Here is a 14,899-nt window from a genome sequence, read left to right as displayed (position 1 = left end):
GACGAAGGTCGGCTCCGGCTCAGATCTCGACGGTGACCTGGCGCTTCTCCTTGACCGAACGCAGCGCGGCTTCGGCGAGGGCAAGCGCCGCCAGGCCATCTGCGCCGGACGGTGTGATCGGCGTGCCGGTCTCGATGGCGGAGATGAAGCTCGCGATCTCGTTCGCATAGGCCTGTGTGTAGCGGGTCATGAAGAAATCATGCAGCGGCGGGCGGGTATAGCCTTCGCCATTGGCGATTTCGATCGAGACGGCGCGCTGGTTTTCTGCCGAGACGACGCCCTTGGAGCCGTGCACCTCGATGCGCTGGTCGTAGCCATAGGTCGCGCGCCGGGAGTTCGAGATGATCGCCTGCTTGCCGGTGGCCGTTTCGAGAATCACGGACACGCTGTCGTAATCGCCGGCGGTGCCGATATCGGGATCGACCAGTACCGCGGCATGCGCCGTGACGATGACCGGTTCCTCGCCAAGGAGAAAGCGCGCCATGTCGAAATCGTGAATCGTCATGTCGCGGAAGATGCCGCCGGAGCGCTTGATGTAATCGACCGGCGGAGCGCCGGGATCGCGCGAGATGATCGTGACCATTTCGACATCGCCGATGCGGCCATCGTCGATAGCCTGTCGTACCGCCATGAAATGGGGGTCGAAGCGGCGGTTGAAGCCGACCATCAGTTTCCCGTCCGTCTCGGCGACCGTCTTCAGGCAGTCGCGCACCCGTTTGACGTCGAGGTCGATCGGCTTCTCGCAGAAGATGGCTTTGCCGGCGCGAGCGAAGCGCTCGATCAGGTCCGCATGGGTATCTGTGGGGGTGCAAATAACGACAGCGTCGATATCGTCTGCCGTCTCGATGGCCTCGACGGTGCGGACAGCGCAGCCGTAGCTGTCGGCAATCGCCTGAGCGGCGGCCGGAAACGCATCGGCGACCGCGACGAGGCGCGCGTGAGCATCGCCGCTGATGGCCTTGGCATGGACCTTGCCGATACGGCCGGCGCCGAGGAGACCAAATCTCACAGTCATGTTACCACTTTCGATAGAGAGCCCCGAGGGCCAATTGAACGCGGAATGATGCGCTCACTCCGCACAAGCGCTTGGCGATCCGCTGACGGCGGCAGATCAGGCATCGAGCAGGGAAGAAGGCTGGTAACGCCGTCTTCCCAAGGCGTTGTGTCATCCAGATCATGCAACGCTCTCTCACGGAACGGAATGCTGATCCGTATGATTTTCAGAATTTTTATTCCGTCTTCATTCCGTCCGTCAAGCCGGTGCTCTTGCGCTTGGAATGTTTTTTGCGCATGTCATTTGCGCAAGACTGCGCGTTCATCATCCATATGGCGCGCCTGTCCGACGTTTCGTCATTCAAGAGGATGCATGCAAAAGTTCATCGACCCGGATCATCCTTTTTATCGTCCTCTCTGGAAGCGGCTGCTGATCGTCGGGAGCTGCGCGCTCTGGACGGCCATCGAGTTCTGGAACGGTGCGACGACCTGGGGCATGATTTTCCTTGCGGTCACCGCCTATACATCGGCCACGCTGATCGTCTTCTTCAAGCCGAAGGCGACATCGACCGAGGTCGGTTCGCAGGCTTCCGAGACAGCCGCCGACCCGCAACCCATTGCAGACGCTGAGGCACCGCCTCGCGACGATCCGAAAGTCTGATCACGACGGCGGGTACGAGGGTCTATCGCGGGTGCTGCGATGTCACGCTGATCGGCAGACCGCGCTTCAGCCGGCGCAATGCTTCATCCACCAGCATGTTCGCCATCGTCATCCGCATCGTCGCCGCCTTCCTGTCCTCCGGCGCATGGCGATCCGGATGGTTTTGGCTGGCGAAGGATCGGCGCTTCTCTGCAAGCGTTGCCGGCGTATCGGCATTCGAAAGTCTTAGGTCTTCGGCCACCTGCGCGGGTGTAAGCCGGTCGAGATGGGCCGGCCGCTGCCGGGGCGGGGGCTTTGGCGCTTCAAGAACGGGTGTCGGTTGCGCAATCGGTGGCTCGGGCGCGGCACTACGCGCATCATCCATATCGGCATAGGCCTGGCGCACGGCATCGCCACCGGTCGTGCGTTCCGTATCGAAGGCAAGGCCGGCGTTGAACCCCGGAATCCCGGTATGCGGCGTCACCTCGGCATCCGCACGAGGATCTTCCGCTTCAATGCGTTCAAGCACGGTCTGGAAGAGCGATTTGCCGAACATGGCCGTCCTCCCACATTAGGGCGCCGCATTTTGTGACGCAGCGGATCTAGATTGCCGCCGCAGAAGCGCAGTGCGGCATTTCAGCCAATCACGACAACATTGCGTAAGCCTGTCCATGCCGTGAAAGCGAATCCTCGACCGTGAGCGCGGAGGCCCGTCATCAGCCTTTGCTTTCCTGCAGGATCAGGTCGTAGAGCAGCTTGGCGCTGGGCGGCAGCTCGCGGCCGCGAGGGGTGATGAGGCTGTAAGGGCGGATAGTGATAGCGAAATCGACCGGGAGAATGCGGATTTCGCCGATGGACGCGCCGTTGCCGGCGACCAGTTCGGCCACGTCCTTGGCCACCGGCGCGATCGCATTGGTGTTGCGCACGATGGAGAGAGTGAGGATGATGGACGACGTGTTGATCGTCGTGGTCGGCAGAGGCACGCCGTTCGTGAGAAAGCTATCCTCGACGGAACGTCGCAGCAAGGTGCCTGCCGGCTGGAAAACCCAATCGTAACCCGGCAGGTCCTCGTGCACGATCACCTGCTTTTCGAGCAGCGGATGGCCCTCGCGGACGATCAGACACACGTCTTCGGAACCGATTTCCACAAGATCGAACTGGCGAGGATCGATGTCGTCGGGAATACGGCCGATGACGAAGTCGTGTCGTGCCGCCATGAGTTCCCGGATGAGAACATTGCTGTTTTCGACCTGAATGCTGATCTCGATGCCGGGATATGCCGTCGTCACCTGGTGCATGGCGGGTACGGCGAGATGCAGAGCGGGACCCGTAACGGAGCCGAGCGAGACCGAGCCGCCACGGCCGGTCTTCAGCTCGCCGATCTCCCGAGCCGTCTCACGAAGCTCGAGGAAGATGGTACGCGCGCGTCGGGCCAGCGCCTTGCCGTAGGGTGTGAGTTCGACGCCCCGCGCAACGCGCTCGCAAAGCGGCGCCCGCAGGATCGATTCGATTTCTCCGAGCATGCGTGAAGCTGCCGGTTGTGATATGCCGAGGGCCTCCGCAGCCGCGCTGATCTGTCCCCTGTCCTCGATCGCCAGGATCAGGTGCAGGTGGACAAGCTTCAACCCCGACTTGAAAACATTGCGTGCAGATGTACCAAGGGGCACAAGCCCTTGATTTTCTGTCTCTTCCATGTGACGTCACCCTCCCAGATCCCCAGTCTTCCAAAAATCACATTCTTTTCGTTTATTATACCAAAAAAAATATGCGCCTAGCCGAATATTGTATTTGACAGTTATGGAGATTGATTCCAGTTTGCGGCGATGTGCGCCGGCGCTAGCGGAGGTTAAAGCCGGGGGGATTTCTTCATCCATTTTCCCTCCACCCTGGAACGAGGTTCCGGGTGCGTCCAGCGCTGCACATATCGCGACGGCTTCAGGCCGGTGCGGTCAACACTCAGGGAGAGACCTTATGAAATTGGTTACATCACTTCTGGCCGCTGCCGCCATCGGCGTCGCGTCCTTCGCATTCCCGGCTTTCGCGCAGGACAAGGGCGTCGTTGGCATTTCCATGCCGACCAAGACCTCGACCCGCTGGATCTCGGACGGCGAGACCATGGAAAAGCTGTTCAAGGAAGCCGGTTACACCGCCGACCTGCAGTTTGCTGACGACGACATCCCGAACCAGCTCGCCCAGATCGAGAACATGGTCACCAAGGGTGCCAAGGTTCTCGTCATCGGCGCCATCGACGGCACGACCCTCTCCGACATTCTCGCCAAGGCTCACGAAGCCGGCGTCAAGGTCATCGCTTACGACCGCCTGATCCGCGACAGCGGCAACGTCGACTACTATGCGACGTTCGACAACTTCCAGGTCGGCGTTCTCCAGGCAACGACGCTCGTCAACGGCCTGAAGCTGGACGGCGCGACCGAGCCGAAGAACGTCGAACTCTTCGGCGGTTCGCCGGACGACAACAACGCCTTCTTCTTCTACGATGGCGCCATGTCGGTTCTCCAGCCGCTGATCGACGCGAAGAAGATCGTCGTCAAGTCCGGCCAGATGGGCATGGAACAGGTCGGTACGCTGCGTTGGGACGGTGCCGTTGCACAGGCTCGCATGGAAAACCTGCTGTCCTCGACCTACACGGACGCAAAGGTCGATGGCGTTCTCTCGCCCTATGACGGTCTTTCGATCGGCATCATCTCGGCCTTGAAGGGCGTTGGCTACGGCTCCGGCGACATGCCGATGCCGATCGTCACCGGTCAGGACGCCGAACTGCCGTCCGTCAAGTCGATCATGGCTGGCGAACAGTACTCCACGATCTTCAAGGACACGCGTGAACTGGCCAAGGTTACCGTTGGCATGGTCGATGCCGTGATCAGCGGCAAGGAGCCCCAGATCAACGACACCAAGACCTACGACAACGGCGTCAAGGTCGTCCCGGCCTACCTGCTGAAGCCGGTCGCCGTCGACAAGACCAATGCCAAGGACGTTCTGGTCGGCGCCGGCTACTACACCGCCGAGCAGATCGACAACTAAGCGTTTACGCTATCATGGGGTCCGCGATACCAGTCGCGGACCCTTTTGGCATATGAGGAGCCTGACCCTCGGCCGGTCCCACCTCATCACACGACGGACGGCCACTGGAACGCCTGACATGGACAAATACATTCTCGAAATGCGGGGCATCACCAAGACGTTTCCCGGCGTGAAAGCGCTCGACAACGTCAATCTCAAGGTTCGCGAGGGCGAGATCCACGCGCTCGTGGGTGAGAACGGTGCCGGCAAATCGACCCTGATGAAGGTGCTGAGCGGCGTCTATCCCGCTGGCAGCTATGACGGCGATATCGTTTATGATGGCACGGTTCGCCAGTTCAAGGATATCACCGACAGCGAGCATCTCGGTATCATCATCATCCACCAGGAACTGGCGCTCGTTCCGCTGCTCTCGATCGGGGAAAACATCTTCCTCGGCAACGAGGTGGCGAGCAAGGGCGTCATCGACTGGAAGGAAACATTCGCCCGGACACGCGAGCTTCTCGCCAAGGTCGGCCTGAAGGAATCCCCCGCGACGCTCATCACCGACATCGGCGTCGGCAAGCAGCAGCTGGTGGAAATTGCCAAGGCGCTGTCGAAGAAGGTACGCCTGCTGATCCTCGACGAGCCGACCGCGTCGCTTAACGAGACGGATTCCGCTGCGCTGCTTCACCTGCTGATGGAATTCCGCAAGCAGGGCATGACGTCGATCATCATTTCGCACAAGCTGAACGAGATCAAGACGGTCGCCGACAAGATCACCATCCTGCGGGATGGCGGCACGGTGGAAACGCTCGATTGCCATAACGAGGATATTGGCGAGGACCGTATCATCAAGGGCATGGTCGGGCGCGACATGGACGACCGCTATCCGCCGCGCGAGCCGAAGATCGGCAATACGCTGCTGGAAGTGAAGAACTGGAACGTATACCACCAGCATCACCGCGACCGGCAATTCCTGCATGACGTGAACTTCACGGTTCGCGCCGGCGAAGTCGTTGGCATCGCCGGCCTGATGGGCGCTGGTCGCACCGAGACGGCGATGAGCATCTTCGGCCGTTCCTGGGGGCACAAGATCACCGGCGACGTGATGATGCACGGCAAGCCGGTCGACGTCAGCACCATCCAGAAGGCCATCGAAGCCGGTCTTGCCTATGTCACCGAGGACCGCAAACATCTGGGTCTCGTGCTGAACAACAACATTATGCACAATACAACGCTCGCCAATCTGCCGGCTGTTGCCAATGGCGGCGTGATCGACGGGCATCGCGAGCGCGAGGTCGCCACCGACTATCGCAAGCGCCTGCGTATCCGTTCGCATTCGATCTATCAGGAAACGGTCAATCTTTCAGGCGGCAACCAGCAGAAGGTCGTGCTGTCCAAGTGGCTGTTCACCAATCCCGAAATCCTCATCCTCGACGAGCCGACACGCGGCATCGACGTCGGTGCGAAATACGAAATATATTCCATCATCAACCAGCTGGCCGCCGAGGGCAAAGGCATTCTCATGATTTCATCGGAGATGCCGGAGCTTCTGGGAACCTGCGATCGCATCTACGTCATGAACGAAGGTCGCATCGTCGCGGAGCTTCCCAAGGGTGAAGCCAGCCAGGAATCCATCATGCGAGCCATCATGCGCTCCGGGGAGAAGCACTAATGGTCCTTGAAACCAGCGCACCAACAGCAAAGCCGTCCGTCGGCGCCTATCTGAAAGCCAACATCCGCGAATACGGCCTTCTGGTCGCACTCGTCGTCATCATGTTGTTCTTCCAGTTTGTCACCGGTGGCGTGCTGTTCCGCCCCGTCAACATCACGAACCTGATCCTTCAGAACTCGTTCATCGTCATCATGGCGTTGGGCATGCTGCTGATCATCGTCGCCGGCCATATCGACCTTTCGGTCGGGTCCATCGTCGCCTTTACAGGCGGCCTCTCGGCTGTGATGATGGTGAAATGGGGCATCCACTATTCGCTCGTGGTGCCGCTTTGCCTCGTCCTCGGCGGGCTCGTCGGCGCAGCGCAGGGATACTGGGTCGCCTACCAGAAGATCCCGTCCTTCATCGTGACGCTGGCCGGCATGCTGGTCTTCCGTGGCTTGACATACCTCATCCTCCAGAACCGCCCGATCGGTCCTTTCCCCAAGGAGTTTCAGGTCCTGTCGACCGGTTTCATACCGGACCTTCTCTGGTTCGCCAATCCGAACCCGGCCATCGTTACCAACCTCTTCGCGCTTGTTGCTGTTATCGTGCTCGTCGGTCTCGCCGTCTATTTCGGCCTCAGGGAACGCAAGAGCAACGACAAGCATGGCACAGAGAACGAGCCTTTCGTGTTCTTCGCCATCCAGATGGCCATCATCGGCGTTGTCGCGATCTTCCTCGGATTCCAGCTTTCGACCTATCGCGGTTTCCCCAACGTGCTGATCGTCATGGCGCTTCTGATCGCGCTCTACACCTTCATCACCACGCGTTCGACCATCGGCCGGCGCATCTACGCCATGGGCGGTAACGAGAAGGCCGCCAAGCTTTCGGGTATCAACACCGAGCGCCTGACCTTCCTGACCTTCGTCAACATGGGCGTTCTCGCCGCGCTCGCCGGCATGATCATCGCCGCCCGCCTGAACTCGGCAACGCCGAAGGCCGGCGTCGGCTTCGAGCTGGACGTCATCGCGGCCTGCTTCATCGGCGGCGCATCCGCTTCGGGCGGCGTCGGCAAGATCACCGGTGCGGTCATCGGCGCGTTCATCATGGGCGTCATGAACAACGGCATGTCGATCATGGGTCTCGGCATCGACTACCAGCAACTCGTCAAGGGCCTGGTTCTGCTCGCTGCCGTGTTCTTCGACGTCTACAACAAGAACAAGGGCTGATCGTCTCCCGAAGGGGTCACGCTCACGTCGTTGAAGATCACGCCGCCGTCTGACACGCTCAGATGGCGGCGTTCGCATTTCAAAAGGGAGAGAACACCATGCTGATGTCGCAGATCCGCAATGAGGACGGCTCGATCACGGTCGCTGTTCGGGAGGAGGGCGAGCCGGCTCGTGCCGTTCGCGGCGCTCGCAGCGTTTATGATCTTGCGCTGGAGGCCGCGAATTCCGGTCGCATGCTTGCCGATGTTGTGACGACGCGGGGTGTGGCAGGTGTGGTCGATCTCCAGGCAGCCTATGCCGATGGGCGGCTTCTGCCGCCGATCACTCATCCCGATCCGGCGCATCTCCACCTGACCGGCACCGGGCTGACCCATCTCGGCTCAGCTGCCACCCGCGATGCGATGCATGCCTCCGTGAAGGCCGACGATGCCCCGATGACCGACTCCATGAAGATGTTCCGCATGGGTCTCGAAGGCGGCAAGCCGAAGCCGGGGGAGGCGGGGGTTCAGCCGGAATGGTTCTACAAGGGAAATGGCCTGCAACTCGCATCGCCCGGCAGCGACCTCATCTCGCCCGCCTTTGCCATGGATGGCGGGGAAGAGCCTGAAATGGCAGGGATCTACATCATCGCCGATAATGGCCAGCCCTTCCGGCTCGGTTTTGCCGTCGCCAACGAGTTTTCCGACCACGTCACGGAGCGGGTCAACTACCTCTTCCTCGCGCATTCCAAGCTGCGCCCTGCCAGCTTCGGCCCTGAGATCCGCATCGGCAATGCCCCGCAGGATATCCGCGGCACCTCTCGCATCCTTCGAGGCGGCGCCGTCCTCTGGGAAAAGCCCTTCCTCTCGGGGGAGGCCAACATGTCCCACAGCTTCGCCAACCTCGAATATCACCACTTCAAGTACGGCCTCTTCCGTGCTACCGGCGATGTCCATGTGCATATGTTCGGCACGGCGACGTTGTCGTTCGGCGATGGCGTGCGAGCGGAGGCGGGGGATGTGTTCGAGATGGAGGCCGAGGGGTTCGGCTTGCCGTTGAGGAACCGGTTGGCTGTGGCGGCAGAGGACGTGGTGACGATCGGGGTGCTGTGAGGACCGACGTCATGCCCAGCCGAGAACGAAGCGTGTAGGCCGGATGCCGTCATGTGCTTGTTGCAGGTCATACTGCTCAAGCGCATTGACGGCTCCATTATCGCCTATGTAGATCTCGAACGTTCACCTCGGGGCGGTTCGAACGATCGCGTTCGATCAACTCTGGCTCTGACTTTGACTCTGTCCCTGTTGTTCCACCGTCAACGCCACCGTGAGCGTCTCATTCGCGGCGCCGTGGACCAGACCGGAGATCGGGGCGGCATCCCGATAATCCAGCCCGGTGGCAATGCGGACGTAGCGTTCGTCCGGGCAGACGTCGTTGGCGGCGTCGAAGCCGACCCAGCCAAGGCCGGGCAGGTGGGCTTCGGCCCAGGCATGGGTGGCCGTTTGCTCGATGCGGTCGTCCATCATCAGGTAGCCGGAAACGTAGCGTGCGGGCAAGCCAACCGAGCGGGCGCATGCGATGAAGATGTGGGCGTGGTCCTGACAGACGCCGATCCCGCGCGTCAGTGCTTCGTCCGCGGTGGTCTCCGTGCCGGTCGATCCCGGCTCGAAGACGACGGCCTGGTGGATTGCGCCCATGAGATTGTGCATCTGCGCAAGGGCGCCATCGCCGGATTGGGACTTGGCGAGATCGCGGATCTGCTTCGTTCGCTTGGTCAGCGGCGTGTCGCGCTGGAAGAGCCAGAGCGGCACGTAGGATTGATGGGGTCCGAACACCCCGGCGCGATCCTGCGTCTCGACCTCGCCGCTGGCGACGATGCGCATGCGGATCTGGTCTCCCATGACGCTGACGAGGGTCACGCGGTTGGCGAAATGATCCTCGTAACCGACCTCCACCTTTGCGCCCTCCACCGAGGTTTCCCAGTTCAGAACCGTTTGTCCCGGCTGCGTGAAGGGCGTGAGGCGGAGCCGCTGCAGCGAGTAGCTCACCGGCTCCGCATAGCTGTACTCGGTCGTATGGGTGATTTTCAGTCGCATGCGCCTGATCTGTCCTTGTTCAATAGAACCGGTAACCGTCGGAAATTTCCTGACTCAGACGGTTGTTCTGGATGATGAACGTCTCGATATACTCGTGCAGGCCCTGATCCATCACGTCCTTGATCGAGCAGTTTCGCAGCGATTTCAGCGTGTTCTCAGACGTTTCATGCGCGCCGTGCCGCTCGCCGTATTCCCGTTCGAGATAGCCGAGATTGCTGTTGATCTTGTCATAGCAATAGGCGAGCGAACGCGGCATGCGGCCGTTGAGGATGAGGAAGTCGGCGATGTTCGCCGCCTTGTACTCCGCCTCGTAGACCCAGCCATAGCTGCGATGGGCTGAAACCGATCGCAGGATCGATTCCCACTGCACATTGTCAATGGCGGTGCCAACCTGTGAAACGGCGGGCAGCAGGACGTAATATTTTACGTCAAGAATGCGAGCAGTGTTGTCGGCACGCTCGATGAAGGTTCCGATGCGCGAGAAATTGAACAGATCGTTCCGCAGCATGGTGCCGTGGAACGCGCCACGGATGAGACCGGTCTTGCGCTTGATCGCGTCGATGACCTCCGGCAGGTCAGCGGCCTTTACCCGGCGCGCGAGCATGGACCTGAGATCGAGATAGCACTCGTTGACGGCCTCCCATGTTTCGCGCGTCAGGGCAGTGCGGACCATGCGGGCATTGCTGCGGGCGGTTTCGATGCAGGAGAGGACGCTCGATGGATTGGTCGTCTCACGCAGCAGGAAATCGACGGCGTCGGCGCTGGTCGCGCTTTCGTATCTCTGCTCGTAGATGTCCATCACCCCTGAGCTCTGGAGCACGCCTTCCCAGTTGTCTTCACCGAGATGAGAGCGGGTGAGGGACATGCGCAGTCCGGCATCCACGAGGCGGGCGCTGTTTTCTGCGCGCTCGATATAGCGGAACATCCAGTATAGGCCGTTTGCGGTTCTTCCGAGCATGCCGATCAGTCCTCCAGTACCCAAGTGTCCTTCGTGCCGCCACCCTGGCTGGAATTCACCACCAGAGAGCCGGCCTTCAGGGCCACGCGGGTCAAACCGCCAGGAATGATCTGCACCTTGTCGGACACCAGCACATAAGGCCGGAGGTCGACGTGGCGCGGCGCGATACCCTTGTTGACCATGATCGGTACGGTCGAGAGGGAAAGGGTCGGCTGGGCGATGTAGTTGCTCGGACGCGCCTTCAGCTTGTCGGCAAAAAGCGCACGTTCCTTCTTGGAGGCCGTCGGGCCAACCAGCATGCCGTAGCCGCCGGAGCCGTGGACTTCCTTCACGACGAGGTCGGCGAGATTTTCCAGCACATACTTCAGGCTATCCGGTTCCGAACAGCGCCATGTCGGCACGTTTTCGAGCAGCGCCTTTCGACCGGTGTAAAACTCCACGATCTCCGGCATGTAGGAGTAGATCGCCTTGTCGTCGCAGATGCCGGTGCCCGGTGCGTTGGCGATGGTGATGTTGCCTGCGCGGTAGACATCCATGATGCCGGGAATGCCGAGTGCCGATTCCGGCTTGAACGTCAGAGGATCGAGGTAATCATCGTCAACGCGCCGGTAGAGCACGTCGATCGCCTCATAGCCCCGGGTGGTGCGCATGCGCACCTTGCCGTCGATGACGCGCAGGTCCGAGCCTTCGACCAGTTCGACGCCCATCATGTCCGCCAGGAACGCGTGTTCGTAATAGGCGGAGTTGTATATGCCGGGGGTGAGCACCGCGACGCGGGGCTTGCCTTCGCAACCGGGAGGCGCCACGGCGGCGAGAGAATGGCGCAGCAGATAGGGGTAGTTCTCCACCGGTTGGACGCGGTTCTGGTAGAACAGCTCGGGGAACATCTGCATCATCGTTTCGCGGTTTTCGAGCATGTAGCTGACGCCGGAGGGCGTGCGAGCATTGTCCTCGAGAACATAGAACTGATCTTCGCCGGTGCGCACGATATCGGTGCCGACGATGTGGGTGTAGACCCCGCCCGGCGGTCGCATGCCGACCATCTGCGGCAGGAAGGCATCGTTCTTTTCGATCAGCTCGCGCGGAATGCGGCCGGCCTTGATGATTTCCTGCTTGTGGTAGATGTCGTCGAGGAAGGCGTTGAGCGCAAGCACGCGCTGCTCGATCCCCTGTGCCAAGCGGCGCCATTCGCGCGCGGAGATGATGCGCGGAATGAGGTCAAAGGGGATCAGCTTTTCGGCGCTGTCGGCATGACCGTACACGGCAAAGGTGATGCCGGTCTTGCGGAAGATATTCTCGGCCTCTTTGGACTTGGCGATCAGGCGGGCTCTGTCCTGGTTGGCATACCATTCGTTGTACGTTGTGTAAGGCGGTCGCGGAGTGTTGTCCGCATTCATCATTTCATCGAATGCCAACGGCCTGGTCCCCTTTTTAAGCCATTTGATTACAAGCGCTATGGCAATGCAAGAAGCATGCTCGTTTCAGACAGAAAGAAATTTTCACCCGTTCTGGCTGTCCCCTCTAGGGATGACATGGCTTTCGCGTGCGGAATGGCAAGATGACGTCTGCGTGACGGCGCAGCTTTTTCGCCTATCATCCGCGCAGTTGCTTATTGAATAAGCGTCAGTGGTCCAGCGCGTACCTGTTGCGCAAAAGAAAGCGGCGGAACTTTCGTCCCGCCGCCAACCGATGTCGAAATGTCGAGGTGATTACGCCTCTTCGCGGCGCGAGCCTTCGCGGCGCTGGGCTGCCTGTGCACCCGGGCTGCCGGCTGCCGGGCGAGGGCCGCGGCTGGACGTGCGCGGTGCGCCGCCCGGGCGGCCGTTGCGGTTGCCGTTGCGCTTGGCAAGGGCTGCCTGATGAGCGGCCTGAGCGGCCGGGCCCTGGCCCTTGCGGTGCTCGCGGCGGCCATTGTCATCACCAGCCAGCAGATCGTCGCCTGCAAACGGGCTCGGTGCCTGTGCAACGCGGGCCGGACGGCTGTTCTCGCCGCCACGATTCTCGTTGCGACCGTTGCCACCACGGTTCTCGCCACGGCCTTGGCCGTTGCGACCTTCATTGTTGCTGCCACGGCCGCCATTGCCGCGCGCATTGCGGGCTGCCGGTGCGCGGGAGATGTGCGCCGGCGCTTCGCCGCTGGCCACGGTGATGGTCATGCCCATCAGCTTCTCGATATCACGCAGCAGACGGGCTTCGTCCGGTGCGCAGAAGGCGATGGCGATGCCGTCGCGGCCGGCACGGGCCGTACGGCCGATGCGGTGAACATAGGCTTCGGCGACTTCCGGCAGGTCGTAGTTGTAGACATGGGTGATGCCGGGAATGTCGATGCCGCGGGCGGCGACGTCGGTGGCGACCAGAACCTTGATCTCGCCGTCACGGAAGGCCTTCAGGGCGCGCTCGCGCTGGCCCTGGCTCTTGTTGCCGTGGATGGAGGCTGCGGAATAACCGACCGATTCCAAGTGCTTCATCAGCTTTTCGGCGCCATGCTTGGTGCGCGAGAAGACGATGGCGCGGCCGTCGGGATTTGCCGTCAGGGACTGCTTCAGCAGGGTGACCTTGCCGTCCTTGCCGTTTACGAAATGCACGAACTGCTCGATCTTGTCGGCAGCCTTGCCGGCTGTTGCCACTTCGACGCGCTTCGGGTCGGTGAGGTAGTCGCCGGCCAGATCCGCGATCGCCTTCGGCATGGTTGCCGAGAACAGCAGGGTCTGGCGGTTCTTCGGGACGAGCTTGGAGATCTTGCGCAGGTCGTGAATGAAGCCGAGGTCCAGCATCTGGTCGGCTTCGTCGAGGACGAGATAGCGCGCGGTCGTGAGCGTCACGGCCTTGCGGTTCAGAAGGTCGAGCAGACGGCCGGGGGTGGCGACGAGGATTTCGACGCCGCGTTCCAGCTGCTGGGTCTGCTTGTTGATGGAGGCGCCGCCGACGACGAGGCCGATGCGCAGCGGGCTCTTCTTGACGAAGACCTTCAGGTTGGCGGCGATCTGGTTCACCAGTTCGCGGGTCGGGGCGAGGATCAGGGCGCGCACATTGCGCGGATCGGCGCGCTTGCCGTCGGCAAGCATGCGCTCGATCATCGGCAGGCCGAACGCGGCCGTCTTGCCGGTGCCGGTCTGTGCGAGGCCGATGAGGTCATGGCCTGCCATGACGAGCGGAATGGCTTCGGCCTGGATCGGCGTCGGCACGGTGAAACCTTCAAGAGTAAGGTTCGCAACCATCTGCTCGGAGAGGCCAAGAGAAGAAAAATTGGTCAAAGGTATGCCTTTCGGGGCGCCAAACGACAGGGACCGGAACAACGCTTTCCTGCGGTTCCGGGTCATCTGGGTTCAAGAACCCCGCGTGAAATGGGATCTTGGTGGGTTGAAAAAGCTGTCTGCGCTGCGGGTGCCGAATATGGCACGGTCTCATGGGTGCGCTTGGCCTTCGCGACGGATTGACAAAATCCGCTTGGCTCGCTCACGCGGCGGCCGGAAGGTGACGCTGGCCCTCATGTCGTTGTTTCCCGCCCGAAAGTCAAGCCGTCTTTTTCGCATGTGCGAACAGACGAGCAGCCTCAGGGGGTGCGCGGACGCTCCGCAGGCTTCGTGCCGCACAGCATTTCCCGCTTGCCGGCAAAGCCCTTGCGGCGCTCGATGGCAAAGCCTGCGGCTTGCAGGTTTCGGCGCACGAAGCCGGCTGCGGCATAGGTCGCGAAGGTGCCGCCCGGAGCCGTGACGTCGTGAACTGCGGCCATGAGAGCCTGCGACCACATGTCAGGATTGCGCGAGGGGGCAAAGCCGTCCAGATACCAAGCATCGAACGTACCGGCATAAGTCGTTACGCCTTCGATGGCCGGGCCGCAGACGATGGTGAGCGTAACGTCGCTTGCAAGGTCGAGGCGCACCGTGCCGGCTGGCGCTGCGGACCATGCGGCGACCAGCGCGTCGCGCTCATCCGCGATTTCGGGCCAGGCGGAGAGGGCGCGCGTAATATCCGGCGCCTGCAGGGGGAAGCGCTCGAACGAGGTGAAGGCGAGGTGGCCGCCGACAGGTTTCTCCGCGTTTTGCCAGTGGCGCCATGTCTCGCAAAAGTTGAGGCCGGTGCCAAAGCCGAGTTCACCGATGGAGAAGACCTGCGCTTCACGCCAGCGCTCCGGCAGGCCGTTGCCGCTCAGAAAGACATGGTCGCATTCCAGCCGTCCGTCGGTCCGGCAATAAAAGTGATCGTCAAATTCGACGGAATACGGCATATCGCCGGTATGCCAGTCGAGTGTCTGGTTTTGTGGTATCGCCGCTTCGGCGGCGGTCGTCGGGCGGCTTTCGATCATGGACAAGCGATAATGAGCCCTGTGGGCAA

The 14,899-nt window shown here is 61.3% G+C and carries 13 protein-coding genes; 5 read left to right on the top strand and 8 right to left on the bottom strand.

Annotated features, from left to right (window positions below):
• Nucleotides 1-19: 19 nt before the first annotated feature.
• Nucleotides 20-1,015 (bottom strand): inositol 2-dehydrogenase, encoded by a 996-nt coding sequence (iolG, locus tag BSG19_RS03670; protein ID WP_092984913.1) that lies wholly within the window; start codon nucleotides 1,013-1,015, stop codon nucleotides 20-22.
• Between the two features lie 351 nt (nucleotides 1,016-1,366).
• Between iolG and BSG19_RS26320 the strand changes: the two genes are divergently transcribed.
• Complete coding sequence (locus BSG19_RS26320) at nucleotides 1,367-1,654, top strand: hypothetical protein (RefSeq protein WP_244529075.1); 288 nt, start codon at nucleotides 1,367-1,369, stop codon at nucleotides 1,652-1,654.
• A gap of 22 nt (nucleotides 1,655-1,676) precedes the next feature.
• Here the strand turns inward: BSG19_RS26320 and BSG19_RS03660 are convergent, their stop codons facing one another.
• Both BSG19_RS03660 and BSG19_RS03655 read right to left on the bottom strand, forming a co-directional pair.
• On the bottom strand, nucleotides 1,677-2,189 hold the full coding sequence (locus tag BSG19_RS03660; RefSeq protein ID WP_092984911.1) for a hypothetical protein: 513 nt from the start codon (nucleotides 2,187-2,189) through the stop codon (nucleotides 1,677-1,679).
• 160 nt (nucleotides 2,190-2,349) lie between these two features.
• Nucleotides 2,350-3,327: a LysR family transcriptional regulator gene (locus BSG19_RS03655; protein ID WP_092984909.1), complete on the bottom strand. Its 978-nt coding sequence runs from the start codon at nucleotides 3,325-3,327 to the stop codon at nucleotides 2,350-2,352.
• A 277-nt stretch (nucleotides 3,328-3,604) separates the two neighbouring features.
• Between BSG19_RS03655 and chvE the strand changes: the two genes are divergently transcribed.
• The 4 genes from chvE (at nucleotide 3,605) to araD1 (ending at nucleotide 8,625) form a co-directional block, all read left to right on the top strand.
• Complete coding sequence (gene chvE, locus BSG19_RS03650) at nucleotides 3,605-4,672, top strand: multiple monosaccharide ABC transporter substrate-binding protein (protein WP_092934822.1); 1,068 nt, start codon at nucleotides 3,605-3,607, stop codon at nucleotides 4,670-4,672.
• A gap of 118 nt (nucleotides 4,673-4,790) precedes the next feature.
• On the top strand, nucleotides 4,791-6,326 hold the full coding sequence (gene mmsA / locus BSG19_RS03645; RefSeq protein WP_092984907.1) for a multiple monosaccharide ABC transporter ATP-binding protein: 1,536 nt from the start codon (nucleotides 4,791-4,793) through the stop codon (nucleotides 6,324-6,326).
• On the top strand, nucleotides 6,326-7,534 hold the full coding sequence (mmsB, locus tag BSG19_RS03640; RefSeq protein WP_092984905.1) for a multiple monosaccharide ABC transporter permease: 1,209 nt from the start codon (nucleotides 6,326-6,328) through the stop codon (nucleotides 7,532-7,534). Before mmsA ends, mmsB begins: the two co-directional genes overlap by 1 nt.
• A gap of 98 nt (nucleotides 7,535-7,632) precedes the next feature.
• Nucleotides 7,633-8,625: an AraD1 family protein gene (gene araD1, locus BSG19_RS03635; protein WP_092985579.1), complete on the top strand. Its 993-nt coding sequence runs from the start codon at nucleotides 7,633-7,635 to the stop codon at nucleotides 8,623-8,625.
• A 156-nt stretch (nucleotides 8,626-8,781) separates the two neighbouring features.
• On the opposite strand, the gene BSG19_RS03630 is transcribed toward araD1, so the two are convergent.
• From BSG19_RS03630 to mnmD, 5 genes are all read right to left on the bottom strand, one after another.
• A complete protein-coding gene (locus BSG19_RS03630; RefSeq protein WP_092984903.1) occupies nucleotides 8,782-9,606 on the bottom strand; it encodes a transglutaminase family protein in 825 nt (274 codons plus the stop codon).
• Nucleotides 9,607-9,625: 19 nt separating this feature from the next.
• The gene (locus BSG19_RS03625; RefSeq protein ID WP_092984901.1) at nucleotides 9,626-10,564 is read right to left on the bottom strand and encodes an alpha-E domain-containing protein; all 939 of its coding nucleotides are present in this window, start codon (nucleotides 10,562-10,564) and stop codon (nucleotides 9,626-9,628) included.
• A gap of 5 nt (nucleotides 10,565-10,569) precedes the next feature.
• Nucleotides 10,570-11,964: a circularly permuted type 2 ATP-grasp protein gene (locus tag BSG19_RS03620; protein ID WP_170865874.1), complete on the bottom strand. Its 1,395-nt coding sequence runs from the start codon at nucleotides 11,962-11,964 to the stop codon at nucleotides 10,570-10,572.
• Nucleotides 11,965-12,273: 309 nt separating this feature from the next.
• The gene (locus BSG19_RS03615) at nucleotides 12,274-13,818 is read right to left on the bottom strand and encodes a DEAD/DEAH box helicase (protein WP_170865846.1); all 1,545 of its coding nucleotides are present in this window, start codon (nucleotides 13,816-13,818) and stop codon (nucleotides 12,274-12,276) included.
• A 299-nt stretch (nucleotides 13,819-14,117) separates the two neighbouring features.
• Nucleotides 14,118-14,870: a tRNA (5-methylaminomethyl-2-thiouridine)(34)-methyltransferase MnmC2 gene (mnmD, locus tag BSG19_RS03610; protein ID WP_092984895.1), complete on the bottom strand. Its 753-nt coding sequence runs from the start codon at nucleotides 14,868-14,870 to the stop codon at nucleotides 14,118-14,120.
• Between the last annotated feature and the right edge of the window lie 29 nt (nucleotides 14,871-14,899).

Source organism: Rhizobium sp. NFR03 (assembly GCF_900111275.1).
Taxonomy (GTDB): domain Bacteria; phylum Pseudomonadota; class Alphaproteobacteria; order Rhizobiales; family Rhizobiaceae; genus Ferranicluibacter.
Note: the sequence above shows the minus strand (reverse complement) of the source record. Positions and strands in the feature narration are given on the sequence as shown.